This is a genomic window from Achromobacter xylosoxidans (assembly GCF_001457475.1).
Taxonomy (GTDB): Bacteria; Pseudomonadota; Gammaproteobacteria; order Burkholderiales; family Burkholderiaceae_B; genus Achromobacter; species Achromobacter xylosoxidans.
Map to the genome: position 1 here is coordinate 347796 of NZ_LN831029.1, position 14050 is coordinate 361845.

Genomic DNA, 14050 nt, shown 5'->3' on the forward strand with positions numbered 1-14050 from the left:
TTTCAATAGCAAGCGATTCGGCCTCTCCCACACGCGAGAGCGCCATTATCCCGACGCAAGACGTCGCGTAAGCCGCAAAAGGCCGCCCGCGCGGCCGGCTTGCGGCGGGCCCCGCAAGACCCTCCTCTCCAGCCCCGATGTGCGCCAAAACGCCAAGCACACCACCCGTCCCAACGCCCGAGGCTAAGCCTCATCGCGAGCGCGTGTCGGGGGCGGTGGGGGATGGCGGGGCGTGTAGATGCGCCCGGCGGAAACCGTAGGGAGCCGAAGGCGGACGAGGTTGAGCCCGGGGCAGTCCGGAGCGAACGCTCCGGACCGCAATCGTAGCCCCGCCATCCCCCACCGACCCCGACACGCGCGCCTTAAGAACTCAAATCCCCCCGCTCCCCAAAAAACCAAAACCCCCAGCAATAACGTCATATTTCCAAAACGACAAAGCAACCCAAACCATCAACCCACAACACATATCCTCATACCCACTAAGTATTTTTCCCAAGGATTTCGCAATGACAGAATCCAGTCATCCCATTCGAATCCCGTCGGAAAAACACGATGTCCTTCACCCGCCACCTGCTCACCGCCGCCACCCTCGCCCTGGCCCTGACCAGTACGGCCCACGCCGACGCGCAAGAGAAAAAGACCATCACCGTCGGCATCTCCGTCGGCACCACCGAAAAGATCTTCGACGTCGTCAAGCAGGTCGCCGCCCGTGAAGGCCTGGAGATCAAGCTGGTCAAGTTCAACGACTACCAACTCCCGAATGCCTCCCTCAACGCCGGCGACCTCGACGCCAATGCCTTCCAGCACAAGCCGTTCCTCGACAACCAGATCAAGGCGCGCGGCTTCGACATCGTTCCCGTCGGCCTGACCGTCACCGCGCCGCTGGGCTTCTACTCGCGCAAGATCAAGTCGCTCAACGACCTGCCCGAAGGCGCGTCGGTCGGCATCCAGAACGATCCGTCCAACGGCAACCGCGCCCTGCGCCTGCTGGCCGCCTACAAACTCATCACCCTCAAGCCGGAGGCCGAGCAGAAGAACAACGCCACCCCGCTGGACGTGGTGTCCAATCCGCGCAAGCTCAAGCTGGTGGCGCTGGATGCGGCGCAGCTACCGCGTTCGCTCGATGACCTGACGGCCGCCTCGATCAACAACGACTACGCCACCCAGGCCGGCCTGGTGCCGGCGCGCGATGCCATCGGCCGCGAGGCCGCCGACGGCCCTTATGCCAACGTGATCGCGGTGCGCACCAAGGACCGGGACCAGCCCTGGGTCAGGAAGCTGGTCGCCGCCTATCAATCGCCCGAAGTGCGCAGCTTCATCGAAAGCGAATTCAAGGGTTCGCTGATTCCCGCCTTCTGATCCGCGCAGGCGCCGCGCACGACTCTCCAACGCAACACCGGCATCCAACATGAGCATCCTTACCCTGGCGGGCAGTCCGTCGCAGCGTTCCCGTTCCTCCGCCTTGCTGCGCCATGCCGCGCACCTGTTGCGCGCGCGCGGGCTGGCCATCGCCGAACTGGGACTGCGCGACCTGCCCGCCGAAGACCTGATCGAAGGTCATTACGCCGGTCCGGCCGCGAACGCCCTGCGGGCCCGCGTGGCGGCGGTCGACGCGGTGCTGATCTCGACGCCGGTCTACAAGGCGTCGTTTTCCGGAGGCCTGAAGGCGGTGCTGGACCTGCTGGATGAAAAGGCGCTGGCGGGCAAGGTGGTGCTGCCCATCGCCACCGGCGGCAGCCCGGCCCATCTGCTGGCGCTGGAGTACGGGCTCAAGCCGGTGCTGTCGGCGCTGGGCGCGCGCCACATCCTGGCCGGCGTCTACGCCACGGACAAGCAGGTGCGCGTCGATGATGACGGCGCCAGCCATATCGATGACGACGTGCGCACGCGGCTGGAGGACTCGGTGGAGCGCCTGGCCGAGCAGCTGCGGCCGCGCGGGGTGGTCGTCAATGAAGCCTTCGATCTCGGCCGGCTCGCGCTCGCGGGCGGCTTCAGCGTCTGAACCAAAAAGGGGTTTCCATGCGCAGCATGATCTGGATATCGCGTCTTTCCGTCTTCCGCTGGCTGGCGGCGCTGCTGTGCGCGGCGTTGCTGTGGCCCGCCGCGCAGGCGCAGGATGCCAAGACGCTGCGCATCGGCTTCCAGAAGTACGGCACGCTGACCATCGTGCGCGCCCTGGGCGACCTGGACAAGCGCCTGGCGGCGCAGGGCATCACGGTGAAATGGACGGAGTTTCCCGCCGGCCCGCAGTTGCTGGAAGGACTGAACGTCGGCTCGATCGACTTCGGCACGGTGGGCGAGGCGCCGCCGGTGTTCGCGCAGGCCGCCGGCGCTGCGTTGGTGTACGTCGGCAACGAACCGCCGTCGCCCACCAGCGAGGCGATCCTGGTGCCCAAGGATTCGCCGATCAAGCGCGTGGCCGACCTGAAGGGCAAGAAGGTCGCGCTGAACAAGGGCTCCAACGTGCACTACCTGCTGTTCAAGCAGCTCGAGCGCGCCGGCGTGCCCTATGCCGACGTGAACGTTGCCTACCTGACACCGGCCGACGCCCGCGCCGCCTTCGAGCGCGGGTCGGTCGACGCCTGGGTGATCTGGGATCCGTTCCAGGCCGCGGCCGAGAAGCAATTGGGCGCGCGCGTGCTGGCCGATGGCACGGGCGTGGTCAAGAACTACCAGTTCTTCCTGGCCGCGCGGCCGTACCAGCAAGCGCATCCCGAAGTGATCCAGACCGTGCTGGAAGAGATCCGCAAGGGCGACCTGTGGGCGCGCGATCATCGCGCCGAGGCCGTGGCGCTGCTGCAGCCGGTGCTGGGACTGGACAAGGCGGTGGTCGAACTGGCCGCCGAGCGGCTGGCCTACGGCGTGCAGCCGATCACGCGGGAAGTGCTGCTGGAACAGCAGCAGGTGGCCGATGCGTTCCACGCGCTCAAGCTGATTCCCAAACCCCTCAACGTGTTCGACGCCGCGCCGTCGGGCCTGAAATAGACAAGGGCAGGCATTCCATGGACGTCTTCTGGTTCATTCCCACCCACGGCGATTCGCGCTATCTCGGCACCAGCCGCGGCGCGCGCGCCGCGGGCTATGACTACTTCCGCCAGGTGGCGGTGGCCGCCGACACGCTGGGCTACGACGGCGTGCTGCTGCCCACCGGGCGCTCCTGCGAGGATGCGTGGGTGGTGGCCTCCAGCCTGATCGGCGCCACGCGCCGGCTCAAGTTCCTGGTGGCGATCCGCCCCGGCGTCAGCTCGCCGCAATTCTCGGCGCGCATGGCCGCCACCTTCGACCGCCTGTCCGAAGGGCGGCTGCTGGTCAACGTGGTGACCGGCGGCGACCCCGGCGAGCTGGAGGGCGATGGCGTCTTCGTCAGCCACGACGAACGCTACGCCATCACCGCCGACTACCTGCGCATCTGGCGCGGCATCCTGGCAAACAGCCACGAGGCCGAGGGCTACAGCTTCGAGGGCGAGCAACTGGTGTCCAAGGGCGGCAAGGTGATCTACCCGCCGGTGCAGAAGCCGTATCCGCCGCTGTATTTCGGCGGTTCGTCGGAGGCCGCGCACGAGCTGGCCGCCGAACAGCTCGACGTGTACCTGACCTGGGGCGAACCGCCCGAGGCCGTGGCGAAGAAGATCGCCGACATCAAGGCGCGCGCCGCGCGGCATGGCCGCACGGTGCGCTTCGGCATCCGCCTGCATGTCATCGTGCGCGAGACCGAAGCGGCCGCCTGGGCCGCCGCCGACGCCCTTATCAGCCACCTGAGCGAGGACGCCGTGCGCGCCGCGCAGACGGCGTTCTCGAAAATGGATTCCGAAGGCCAGCGCCGCATGGCGGCCTTGCACGGCGGCAAGCTCAACGACGAGCACGGTGGCCGCAAGCACCTGGAGATCTCGCCCAACCTGTGGGCCGGCGTGGGCCTGGTGCGCGGCGGCGCCGGCACCGCCCTGGTGGGCGACCCCGAGACCGTGGCCGCGCGCATCCAGGAATATGCCGACCTGGGCATCGAGACCTTCATCTTCTCCGGCTATCCGCACCTGGAGGAGTCGTACCGCTTTGCCGAGCTGGTGTTCCCGCTGCTGCCCGGCAAGGGCGGCAGGCAGGTCGGCAACACCGTGCTGACGGGACCCTTCGGCGAAGTCATGGCCACCGAACTGGTGCCCAAGGAAGCGGCCAGCTGATGGATGCCGTCCGCAAGCCCGGCTGGCGCGCGGCGCTGGCGCCCTGGCTGGTCCCGGCCCTGATCCTGGGCCTGTGGCAACTGGCCGCGCAGGCCGGCTGGCTGTCTTCGCGCATCCTGCCGGCGCCGTCGGCGGTGGCGGCGGCAGCCTGGTCGCTGGCGGTGTCCGGCGAGCTTTGGCAGCACGTGCGCATCAGCGCCCTGCGGGCCTTGTGGGGCCTGCTGCTGGGCGGCGGGCTGGGCCTGGCGCTGGGCCTGTTGAACGGTTCCTCGCGCACCGCCGAGACCCTACTGGACACCACCTTGCCGATGATCCGCAACATCCCGGTGCTGGCGCTGATCCCGCTGGTCATCCTGTGGTTCGGCATCGAGGAGACCGCCAAGCTGGCGCTACTGTCGCTGGGCGTGTTCTTCCCCGTGTATCTCAACACCTTCCATGGCATCCGCTCGGTCGATCCCGCGTTGATCGAGATGGGGCGTTCCTATGGCCTGTCCGGATGGCCGCTGTATCGCGACGTCATCCTGCCGGGCGCGCTGCCTTCGATCCTAGTGGGCCTGCGTTTCGCGCTGGGGTTGGTGTGGGTGATCCTGATCGTGACCGAGACGATATCGGCGCAATCCGGCATCGGCTACATGACCATGAACGCGCGTGAGTTCCTGCAGACCGACGTGGTGTTGCTGGGCATCCTGCTGTATGCGCTGCTGGGCAAGGCCGCCGACACCCTGGCGCGGGCGCTGGAGCATCGCCTGCTGCGCTGGAACCCGGCCTACCGGCCGGCCTGAACGCCATCCTCGCGACGAGACGCCATGGCCAAGATCCATCCCCATCCCGATACCGACCGTGCACCCGCCACCGGCGCCGCGCCGGCGCGCGCGGCCGATACCGCCAGCGCTGTCCAGGCCCTGGCCGAGCAACTGGCGGCGACCGCCGTCGAACGCGACCGCCAGGGCGGCCACGCCGCCGCCGAACGCGAACGGATCCGCGCCAGCGGCCTGCTGCGCCTGTCGGTGCCGACGCAGTACGGCGGCGCCGGCGCAAGCTGGTCGACTGTTCTGGCGGCGGTGCGCACGCTGGCCGAGGCCGACAGCGCGCTGGCGCACGTGTTCGGCTTCCATCATCTGCAAGTGGCGGGCGTGCTGCTCTATGGCACGCCTGAACAGCACGCGTATTTCCTGACGCCCACGGTCGAACGCAATCTGTTCTGGGGCAATGCGCTCAATCCGCTCGACCGCCGGGTGGTGGCGCGCGCCGAATTGGACGGCTACCGCATCGACGGCGTCAAGAACTTCAGCTCCGGCTCGGTCGGATCCGACCTGCTGACCTTCTCCGCCTGGCACAAGCCTTCGGGCACGGCGCTGATCGCCGCGCTGCCCACGCGCGCCGATGGCATCACCGTCAATCCCGACTGGGATGCCTTCGGCCAGCGCCAGACCGACAGCGGCACGGTGCGCTTCGATCACGTGTGGCTGGAGCCGGTGCAGGTGCTGCAGGCGCCTGGCGTCGCGCCCACGCCGCGCGCCACGCTGCGCTCTCAGGTGGCGCAGCTGATCATGACCAACCTGTACCTGGGCATCGCCCGCGGCGCCTTCCAGGAAGCGCGCCGCTATGTGCGCGAGGACGCCCGGCCCTGGTTCGCGTCGGGCGTGCAGCGCCATGCCGACGATCCCTACGTGCAGGAGCGCTTCGGCGAGTTCTGGCTGCGGGTGCAGGCGGCGCAGGCGCTGGCCGACCTGGCGGGCCAGCGGCTCGACGCGGCGCTGGCGCGCGGCCCGTCGTTGACCGCCGACGAACGTGGCGAGGTGGCGGTGGCCGGCGCCCAGGCCAAGGTGCTGGCGCACCGCGCCGCGCTGGAGGTAGGCAACGGCCTGTTCGACGTCACCGGTGCCTCGTCCACCGCGGCGCGCTACGGCTACGACCGCTACTGGCGCAACGCGCGCGTGCACACGCTGCACGACCCCGTGGCCTACAAGATCCGCGACCTGGGCCGCTACGCGCTGCTGGACCAGATTCCCGAACCCACCGCGTATTCCTGATGCGCATGACCTTCACCTAGATTCGCCGATGACCGATCTTTCTTCCCTTCCCGACCTGGCCTCGCTGCCGCAGCCGCTGATCCGGCTGGACGCGGTGAGCAAGTCGTTCGCCACGCGCGCCGGCCGCTTCGACGCGGTGCGCAACGTGTCGCTGTCGATCCGCGCCGGCGACACCTTCGGCATCATCGGCAAGAGCGGCGCGGGAAAATCGACCCTGCTGCGCCTGATCAACCTGCTCGAACGTCCCGACGAAGGCACGGTGCGGGTCGGCGGCACCGAGCTGACCGCGCTCGGCAAGCCCGCGCTGCGCGCCGCGCGCCAGAACATCGGCATGATCTTCCAGCAGTTCAACCTGCTGCAGAACGAGACCGTGTTCGAGAACGTGGCCTTCCCGCTGCGCGTGCATGGCGGCCGCGGCCGCGAGCAGATCGCGGCGCGGGTGCGTGAATGCCTGGAGATCGTCGGCCTGACCGACAAGACCGCCAGCCATCCGGCGCAGTTGTCCGGCGGCCAGAAGCAGCGCGTGGCGATCGCGCGCGCGCTGGCCAGCGAGCCGGCGGTGCTGCTGTGCGACGAGCCGACCTCGGCGCTCGACCCCGAGACCACGCGCTCGGTGCTGAGCGTGCTGCGCGACATCAACAAACGCCTGGGCGTGACCATCGTCATCGTCACGCACGAATTGGCGGTGGTGCGGGCGCTGTGCCGCCACGTGGCGGTGATGGAGAACGGCCAGGTGCTGGAGCAGGCCGAGATTTCCGGCGCCGGCGTGCACCTGACCTCGGCGCTCGGCCGCGAGCTGATCCGCGAAGCCACCCATCCCTATGAAGAGGTCGCCTGATGCTGGACACCTTTGTGCAATTGCTGCCCGAACTGGGCGTGGCGGTCGGCCAGACCTTCCTGATGCTGGGCATCGCGCTGGCCGCGTCGATCCTGCTGGGCGGGCCGCTCGGCGTGCTGGTGTTCCTGACCGGTCCGGGCCAGTCGCTGGACCGTCCGCTGGCGCACCGGTTGCTGAGCTGGACGGTCAATACCGTGCGCTCATTCCCCTTCATCATCCTGCTGGTGGCGCTGGTGCCGTTCACCCGCGTCATCGCCGGCACCTCGATCGGCCCGGTGGCGGCGGCGGTGCCGCTGTCATTCGCGGCGATTCCGTACTTCGCCCGGCTGGTCGAGCAATGCCTGCGCGAAGTGCCGCGCGGCGTCATCGAGGCCGCGCACGCCGCCGGCGCATCCGAACTGCAGATTGTGCGCCGGGTGCTGCTGGTGGAAGCGCGGTCCGGGCTGGTGCTGGCCCTGACCGTGCTGGCGGTGAGCTTCCTGTCGTATTCCGCGGTGGCCGGCGTGGTGGGCGGCGGCGGCATCGGCGACCTGGCCATCCGCTATGGCTATTACCGCTTCCAGACCGACGTGATGGTGCTGACCGTGGCGCTGCTCGTGGTGCTGGTGCAGATCATCCAGTTCGCCGGCAATACCGTCGCGCGACGCATCGACAAACGCTGATCCCGAGAGGAATCCCATGTCCGTCAAACGCAATCTCCTGAGCCTGGCGCTGGCCGCCGCCGTCCTGTCGCTGTCCGGCGCCGCGCTGGCCGCCGATCCAGCCAAAAAGGAAATCGTCTTCGGCGCCACCGCCGGCCCCTACAGCGACCAGATCAAGCTCGGCATCAAGCCGATCCTGGAGAAGCAGGGCTATACCGTGCGCATCGTCGAGTTCAACGACTACGTGCAGCCGAACTTCGCCCTGGCGCAAGGCGCGCTGGACGCCAATGCGTTCCAGCACATCGTGTACCTGCAGAACTTCGCCGCCAAGAACAAGCTGGAGCTGTCGGAACTGGTCAAGGTGCCGACCGCGCCCATCGCCATCTACAGCCGCAAGTACAAGAGCGTGGACGCCGCGCCCGAGGGCGTGAGCGTGGCGGTGCCCAACGATCCGACCAACCAGGCGCGCGCGCTGGTGGTGCTGCAGGAGCTGGGCTGGATCAAGCTGCGCGAAGGCTACGACCCGTTGCGGGTATCGGAGAAGGACGTGGCCGTGAACGTGAAGAAGATCAAGCTGATCCCGCTGGAGGCCGCGCAGTTGCCGCGTTCGCTGGAAGACACCGACTACTCGTTCGTGAACGGCAATTTCGCGCTGGCCTCGGGCCTGAAGCTGACCGAGGCGCTGGCGCTGGAAGAGACCACGCCCACCTACCAGAACCTGGTGGCGGTGCGCACGGCCGACCTGGACAAGCCTTTCGTCAAGGACATCGCCGCCGCCTACGCCTCGCCCGAGTTCCTGGCGGTGACCGAGAAATCGTTCGCCGGCTTCGTCAAGACCGACTATCAGCAGAAGCTGGCGGCGTCCCGCTGAGGACGCGGCGCGCGGAGGCCACGCCATGTTCATCAACCCCAACGAGTTCGAGTTGTTGCAGCACCTGGACGTTCCCGGGCGCGCCGATCGCGAACCGGCCGCCGACGAGGCGGTGCCGGCCCGGGCGGCGCTGCGCGTGACCCTGCGCCAGTTGTCCAAGCGCTATGGCGAGCGCCTGGTGCTCAAGGGGCTGGACCTGGACATCGCGCCCGGCGAGTTCGTGGCGGTGGTGGGGCAGAGCGGCTGCGGCAAGAGCACGCTGCTGCGCCTGCTGGCCGGGCTGGAGACGCCGAGCGGCGCGCAGGGCGGCGCGCCGGCGCGTTCGCCGGTGCTGTTCGACAATTTTCCGCAATGGTCGGCCGACAGCCGGGTGCGGATGATGTTCCAGGACGCGCGCCTGCTGCCGTGGAAAAGCGTGGTGCAGAACGTGGCCCTGGGCCTGCCCGGCCAGGCGCGGGCGCAGGCGGCCGAAGTGCTGCGGCAGGTGGGCCTGGGCGACCGTGGTGGCGACTGGCCGGCGCGCCTGTCGGGCGGCCAGCGTCAGCGCGTGGCGCTGGCCCGGGCGCTGGTGCACCGGCCGGGCCTGCTGTTGCTGGACGAGCCGCTGGGCGCGCTGGACGCGCTGACCCGCATCGGCATGCAGCAGCTGATCGAGGACATCTGGCGCCGCGACGGCTTCACCGCGGTGCTGGTGACGCACGACGTCAGCGAGGCTGTCGCCCTGGCCGACCGCATCCTGGTGATCGACGAGGGCCGCGTGGTGCTGGATGAGCGTGTCGAACTGGCGCGGCCGCGTTGGCGGGGCTCGGCCGCCTTCGCGGCGCTGGAGGCGCGGGTGCTGCGGGTGGTGATGAAGCAGGAAGCGCCGGCGGCGGGGGACAGGCCCCTTGCGCCGGTCATACAGATACGGCACCTGCGGCTCGCGGTTTAGTCCGCGGCCGCGGGGGCGGTTTTCCCGGCAAGCGCCATCCCGGCGCGAGCGGGATCCAACGGAAATCCTTTCTTTTTTCAGGAGCAGGACCATGAGCATTCAATCCATCAACGCCCGCAACCAGTTCCGCGGCAAGATCAAGGAAATCATCCTGGGCCCGGTGGTCTCGGAAGTCGACGTGGACACGCCCGCCGGCATCGTCACGTCGGTCATCACCACCCGCTCGGTCAAGGAGCTGGACCTGCAGGTGGGCACCGAGGTGCTGGCCTTCGTCAAGGCCACCGAGGTCTCGGTCGCCAAGCTCTAGGCGTCCGTCGCCCGAAACCGGCGCTTGTCCGGCGCCGGTTTCGGTATATATTGTCTGCGCGGTATCCGGCGGTTCACTCCAGGTTTGTGGCTTTTGCGTTGCGATCACGGAGAACGGGAAATGCGTCGACTGCAAGCGTGGTTCCTCGGCTGCCTGTGCCTCGGGTTGGCGATCTGCCTGCCCGCCGCGGCGCAGACCAAGCTGGACAAGGGGCAGCTGGACCAGCTGCTGGCGCCGGTGGCGCTCTACCCCGACTCCCTTCTGTCACAGGTCCTCATGGGGGCCACCTATCCCGACGACATTGCCGCCGCGGCGCAATGGTCGGCCGCGCATGCCGGCCAGTCGGGCGACGCCGCCGTCAAGGCCGTCGAGAGCGAATCCTGGGATCCCAGCGTCAAGTCCCTGGTGGCCTTTCCATCGGTCATGGACATGATGGGGCGCCAGCCCGCGTGGGTGAAATCGGTGGGCGACGCTTTCCTGGCGCAGCCCGATGCCGTCATGGACTCGGTGCAGCGGCTGCGGGCGCAGGCCAGGCAGGCCGGCAACCTCAAGAGCACGCCACAGCAGAAGGTCACCTCGACCGACACTGGCGGCAAGACCGTGGTGGTGATCGAGCCGGCCGATCCGCAGGTGGTCTACGTGCCCAGCTACAACCCCGCCGTGGTCTACGGCGCCTGGCCCTATCCCGCCTATCCCCCCGCCTATTACCCGCCGCCGCCGGGCTCGGTGTTCGCCACCTCGCTGGTGGCCGGCATCGGCTTCGGCCTGGGCGTGGCCGCGGTCGATTCCATGTGGGGTGGCTTCAACTGGGGCCACAACGACGTGGACATCAACGTCAACCGCTACAACAACATCAACGTCAACCAGCGCATCAACGCCGCCAACATCAACGGCAACCACGTCGCCTGGCAGCACAACCCGGCCAACCGCGGCAACGCGCCCTATGCCGATGCGGCCAGCCGGCAGAAGTTCGACGGCCAGCGCCAGGCCGGGTTGCAGAACCGGGCGCAAGGGCGGACCCCGCCCGCGCCGGGCTCGCGCGACGCGGCCCGCGAGCGCGCCGCGCAATCCTTCCAGGGCCGCACCGGCCAGTCCATCGAAGGACACACCGGACCGCGCGGCGGCAACCTGGGGCAGGGCGGCGCGGGCACGCGGGCCCAGGGGCCGGGCCACCTTCCGGCGCAGGACCGGCAGGCGGCGGCGCAGCGGCAGCGCGCCGACGCGGCCGCCGCCCGCGACCGCGCCCGCGCCAACAACGGCGGCAGCGCCCTGCGCGACGCCGGCAATGGCGAACGCATGCGGCAACAGGTGCAGCGCGGCGGCGAGTCCCGGGTCGCGCCACGCGGCGGGGGCGGAGGCTGGCATGGCGGAGGCGGCGGCCACATCGGCGGCGGTGGCGGACATTTCGGCGGACGGAGGTAGGCACCATGATCAGCGGAGTCTCGATGATGAATGCGCTCGTCCGTGCCCCCGGCCGGTGGTCGCGCCGGGCCGCCAGCGTCGCTTGGCTGGCGTTGGCGCTGCTGGCTACGCCCGCCGCGGCGCAAAGCGTCTATCCCACGCCCGAGGCCGCGGCCAATGCCTTCGGCGAGGCGCTGGCCACCAGCGACCCCGTGGCCCTGGCCAAGGTGCTGGGGCCGGACCATCGCCAGATCGTGCCGGGCGGGGTCGGGCAGGACGATGTCTATCGTTTCCTGGCGGCATGGTCCCGCAAGCACGAGGTGCTGGCCGACGGCGAACGCCGCGCCTGGCTGAGCGTGGGCGATTCCGGCTGGACCATGCCGGTGCCGATCGTGCGCGTGGCGCAGGGCTGGCGGTTCGACCCGGCCGCCGGCAAGGCGGAAATCGCGCGCCGCGCCATCGGGCGCAACGAGCTCAACGCCATCGATACCCTGCGCGAACTGCACGCGGCCCAGATCCGCTACCGCGACGGGGTGGGCCAGGGCCGCTACGCCGACCGGCTGGTGAGCCGGCCCGGCGCGCTGGACGGACTGTACTGGCCCGAACTGCCCGGTTACCCGGCGCAGGCCTATGGCCCGGACGCGCTGGCAATGGGGCCGGAGGTGCCGGTGGCGGATGCCTATTACGGCTACCGTTACAAGGTGCTGCCGGCGCACGGCGGCGACGGCTACTGGATCCTGGCCTGGCCGGCCCGCTACGGCCATACCGGCATCGGCAGCTTCGTCATCGACGCGCGTGGCGAGCTGCGCGAGGCTGACCTGGGGCCGGCCACGGCGCGCCGCGCGGCCACGCTCCAGGGCACCGATGTGTCGTTCGGAACCTGGAACAACATCACGCCGCAACCCATTGGCGCCAAATGATTTTTTACGATTGTTGCAGGTGTGGCGGCGCGAGCGTTGTAGCCGTGCCGCAACCTGGCTGTCGCATGGCCCGGACGGTCGGATTTACGGTTTTTTGACAGGCGGCTATGCCAAAATGGCGAGCGCTGGGATCGGTGCCCGATCCCCTTTTGTCGGACCTGGAAATTGAATCCCTTGCATTTTGTCCGCTGCGCCCTCCTGGGCGCAGGGATGGCGCTCAGCGCCGCCGCGGCGTCGGCCCCGATCTTCGTCCTGAACTCCCTGGACGCCAACGTCAGCATCGTCGATCCCGCCACGTACACGGAACTGCGGCGCGTCCCCACGGGCAAGGAACCGCACCACCTGTACCTCACGCCTGACAAGAAGTCGCTGATGGTGGCCAACGCCACGGGCGACTCGATCACGCTGATGGATCCCAAGACCGGCGAGGTGCAGCGCACCCTGACCGGCATCGTCGATCCCTACCAGTTGCAGTTCTCGCCGGACATGAAGTGGTTCGTCACGGCCGCCAACCGCCTGGACCACATCGACATCTACGCCTGGAAGCCGCTGGAAAAGGGCTTTGACCTGACGCTGGTCAAGCGCATCCCGGCCGGCAAGACGCCCAGCCACATCATGATCGACGCCAAGAGCACCACGGCGTACGTCACGCTGCAGGACAGCGACCAGCTCATCGCCATCGACCTGGCCACGCAGACGCCCAAGTGGACCGTCTCGGTCGGCAAGACCCCGGCCGACGTGTTCCTCACGCCCGACCAGAAAACGCTGCTGGTGGCGCTGACCGGCGATTCCTACGTCGAGGCCTATGACGTCAGCAAGGGCCCGGCCAAGCTGATCTCGCGCATCAAGACCGCCGCCGGCGCGCACGCCTTCCGCGCCCAGGGCGACCAGCGCCACTTGTTCGTCAGCAACCGCACCGCCAACTCCATCAGCCGCATCGACCTGCAGACGCTGGCCGTGGTCGACACCTTCCCGGTGCCGGGCGGCCCCGACTGCATGGACGTGCTGGCCGACGGCAAGACGCTGCTGGTCACCTCGCGCTGGGCCCGCAAGCTCACCGTGGTGGACCTGGAGCAGAAGAAAGTCGTCAAGCAGGTGACCGTCGGCAAGTCGCCGCACGGCGTCTGGACGCTGAACCATGCGCCGACCCGCTAAACGGCAACTGGCCGCCGCCATCTGCCTGGCGCTGGCGGCGCAGGCCGCCGGCGCGGCCCCCGCGACCTGTGACAAGCCGGTCTACCTGACCTTCGACACCGGCCACATGGGCGTGGCGCCGCTGATCGCCGACGTGCTGGCGCGCCACCACGTCAAGGTCACGTTCTTCCTGGCCAACGAGCGCACCCTGACCGACGGCAGCAGCCTGGACGACCAGTGGGCGCCGTGGTGGAAGGCGCGCGCCGCCGAGGGCCATGTGTTCGGCTCGCACACCTACGACCACGTCTATTGGCAGGGCGACCTGCCGGACGGCAAGTTCCGCGTCAAGCCCAGCGCCGGCCCCGACACGGGCAAGCGCCAGACCTGGACCGCCGAGCAGTACTGCGCCGAGATCAAGCGCTCCGCCACCCGCTTCACGCAGATGACCGGCAAGCCGATGCTGCCGCTGTACCGCGCGCCGGGCGGCAAGACCTCGCCGGCCCTGCTGCGCGCGGCCAAGGCCTGCGGCTTCGAGCACGTGGGCTGGGCGCCGGCTGGCTTCCTGGGCGACGAACTGCCCAGCGACAAGTACCCCAACGCCAAGCTGCTGGACCAGGCGCTGCGCACCATCAAGCCCGGCGACATCCTGCTGGCGCACCTGGGCATCTGGTCGCGCCAGGACCCCTGGGCCCCCGCCGTGCTGGAGCCGCTGATTGAAGGCCTGCAGCGCAAGGGCTATTGTTTTGCTACCTTGGATACGCATCCCGCCTACCGCGACTGGATCGCCACGCATCACTGA

15 protein-coding genes are annotated in these 14050 nt (G+C 68.9%); all 15 read left to right on the plus strand.

Annotated features, from left to right (window positions below; translation table 11 throughout):
- The first annotated feature begins 552 nt into the window (after window positions 1-552).
- The 15 genes from AT699_RS01620 (at window position 553) to AT699_RS01690 (ending at window position 14050) form a co-directional block, all read left to right on the plus strand.
- Window positions 553-1359, plus strand: coding sequence for a MetQ/NlpA family ABC transporter substrate-binding protein (locus tag AT699_RS01620; protein WP_024067504.1), 807 nt, complete (start codon window positions 553-555; stop codon window positions 1357-1359).
- A gap of 49 nt (window positions 1360-1408) precedes the next feature.
- Window positions 1409-2002 carry an NADPH-dependent FMN reductase gene (gene ssuE / locus AT699_RS01625; protein ID WP_006387304.1) on the plus strand — a complete coding sequence of 198 codons (594 nt, stop codon included), beginning with the start codon at window positions 1409-1411 and terminating at the stop codon, window positions 2000-2002.
- Between the two features lie 17 nt (window positions 2003-2019).
- Window positions 2020-2985, plus strand: coding sequence for a sulfonate ABC transporter substrate-binding protein (locus AT699_RS01630; protein ID WP_058207206.1), 966 nt, complete (start codon window positions 2020-2022; stop codon window positions 2983-2985).
- Window positions 2986-3002: 17 nt separating this feature from the next.
- Window positions 3003-4175: an FMNH2-dependent alkanesulfonate monooxygenase gene (gene ssuD / locus AT699_RS01635; RefSeq protein WP_024067506.1), complete on the plus strand. Its 1173-nt coding sequence runs from the start codon at window positions 3003-3005 to the stop codon at window positions 4173-4175.
- The gene (gene ssuC / locus AT699_RS01640; protein WP_024067507.1) at window positions 4175-4957 is read left to right on the plus strand and encodes an aliphatic sulfonate ABC transporter permease SsuC; all 783 of its coding nucleotides are present in this window, start codon (window positions 4175-4177) and stop codon (window positions 4955-4957) included. Before ssuD ends, ssuC begins: the two co-directional genes overlap by 1 nt.
- 24 nt (window positions 4958-4981) lie before the next feature.
- Window positions 4982-6208: an acyl-CoA dehydrogenase family protein gene (locus AT699_RS01645; RefSeq protein ID WP_024067508.1), complete on the plus strand. Its 1227-nt coding sequence runs from the start codon at window positions 4982-4984 to the stop codon at window positions 6206-6208.
- Between the two features lie 28 nt (window positions 6209-6236).
- The gene (locus tag AT699_RS01650) at window positions 6237-7046 is read left to right on the plus strand and encodes a methionine ABC transporter ATP-binding protein (protein ID WP_006387309.1); all 810 of its coding nucleotides are present in this window, start codon (window positions 6237-6239) and stop codon (window positions 7044-7046) included.
- The gene (locus AT699_RS01655) at window positions 7046-7708 is read left to right on the plus strand and encodes a methionine ABC transporter permease (RefSeq protein WP_006387310.1); all 663 of its coding nucleotides are present in this window, start codon (window positions 7046-7048) and stop codon (window positions 7706-7708) included. Before AT699_RS01650 ends, AT699_RS01655 begins: the two co-directional genes overlap by 1 nt.
- A gap of 16 nt (window positions 7709-7724) precedes the next feature.
- Entirely contained in the window at window positions 7725-8558 is an 834-nt protein-coding gene (locus AT699_RS01660) for a MetQ/NlpA family ABC transporter substrate-binding protein (protein ID WP_024067509.1), read from the plus strand.
- A gap of 25 nt (window positions 8559-8583) precedes the next feature.
- Entirely contained in the window at window positions 8584-9489 is a 906-nt protein-coding gene (locus AT699_RS01665; RefSeq protein ID WP_024067510.1) for an ATP-binding cassette domain-containing protein, read from the plus strand.
- A 91-nt stretch (window positions 9490-9580) separates the two neighbouring features.
- Complete coding sequence (locus AT699_RS01670; RefSeq protein ID WP_006227327.1) at window positions 9581-9796, plus strand: TOBE domain-containing protein; 216 nt, start codon at window positions 9581-9583, stop codon at window positions 9794-9796.
- A 120-nt stretch (window positions 9797-9916) separates the two neighbouring features.
- Window positions 9917-11218 carry a DUF3300 domain-containing protein gene (locus tag AT699_RS01675; protein ID WP_024067511.1) on the plus strand — a complete coding sequence of 434 codons (1302 nt, stop codon included), beginning with the start codon at window positions 9917-9919 and terminating at the stop codon, window positions 11216-11218.
- A 23-nt stretch (window positions 11219-11241) separates the two neighbouring features.
- A complete protein-coding gene (locus AT699_RS01680) occupies window positions 11242-12117 on the plus strand; it encodes a DUF2950 family protein (protein ID WP_058207207.1) in 876 nt (291 codons plus the stop codon).
- Between the two features lie 210 nt (window positions 12118-12327).
- Window positions 12328-13272, plus strand: coding sequence for a YVTN family beta-propeller repeat protein (locus AT699_RS01685; RefSeq protein ID WP_024067513.1), 945 nt, complete (start codon window positions 12328-12330; stop codon window positions 13270-13272).
- Window positions 13256-14050: a polysaccharide deacetylase family protein gene (locus AT699_RS01690; protein ID WP_020925491.1), complete on the plus strand. Its 795-nt coding sequence runs from the start codon at window positions 13256-13258 to the stop codon at window positions 14048-14050. The genes AT699_RS01685 and AT699_RS01690 overlap by 17 nt, the downstream gene beginning before the upstream one ends.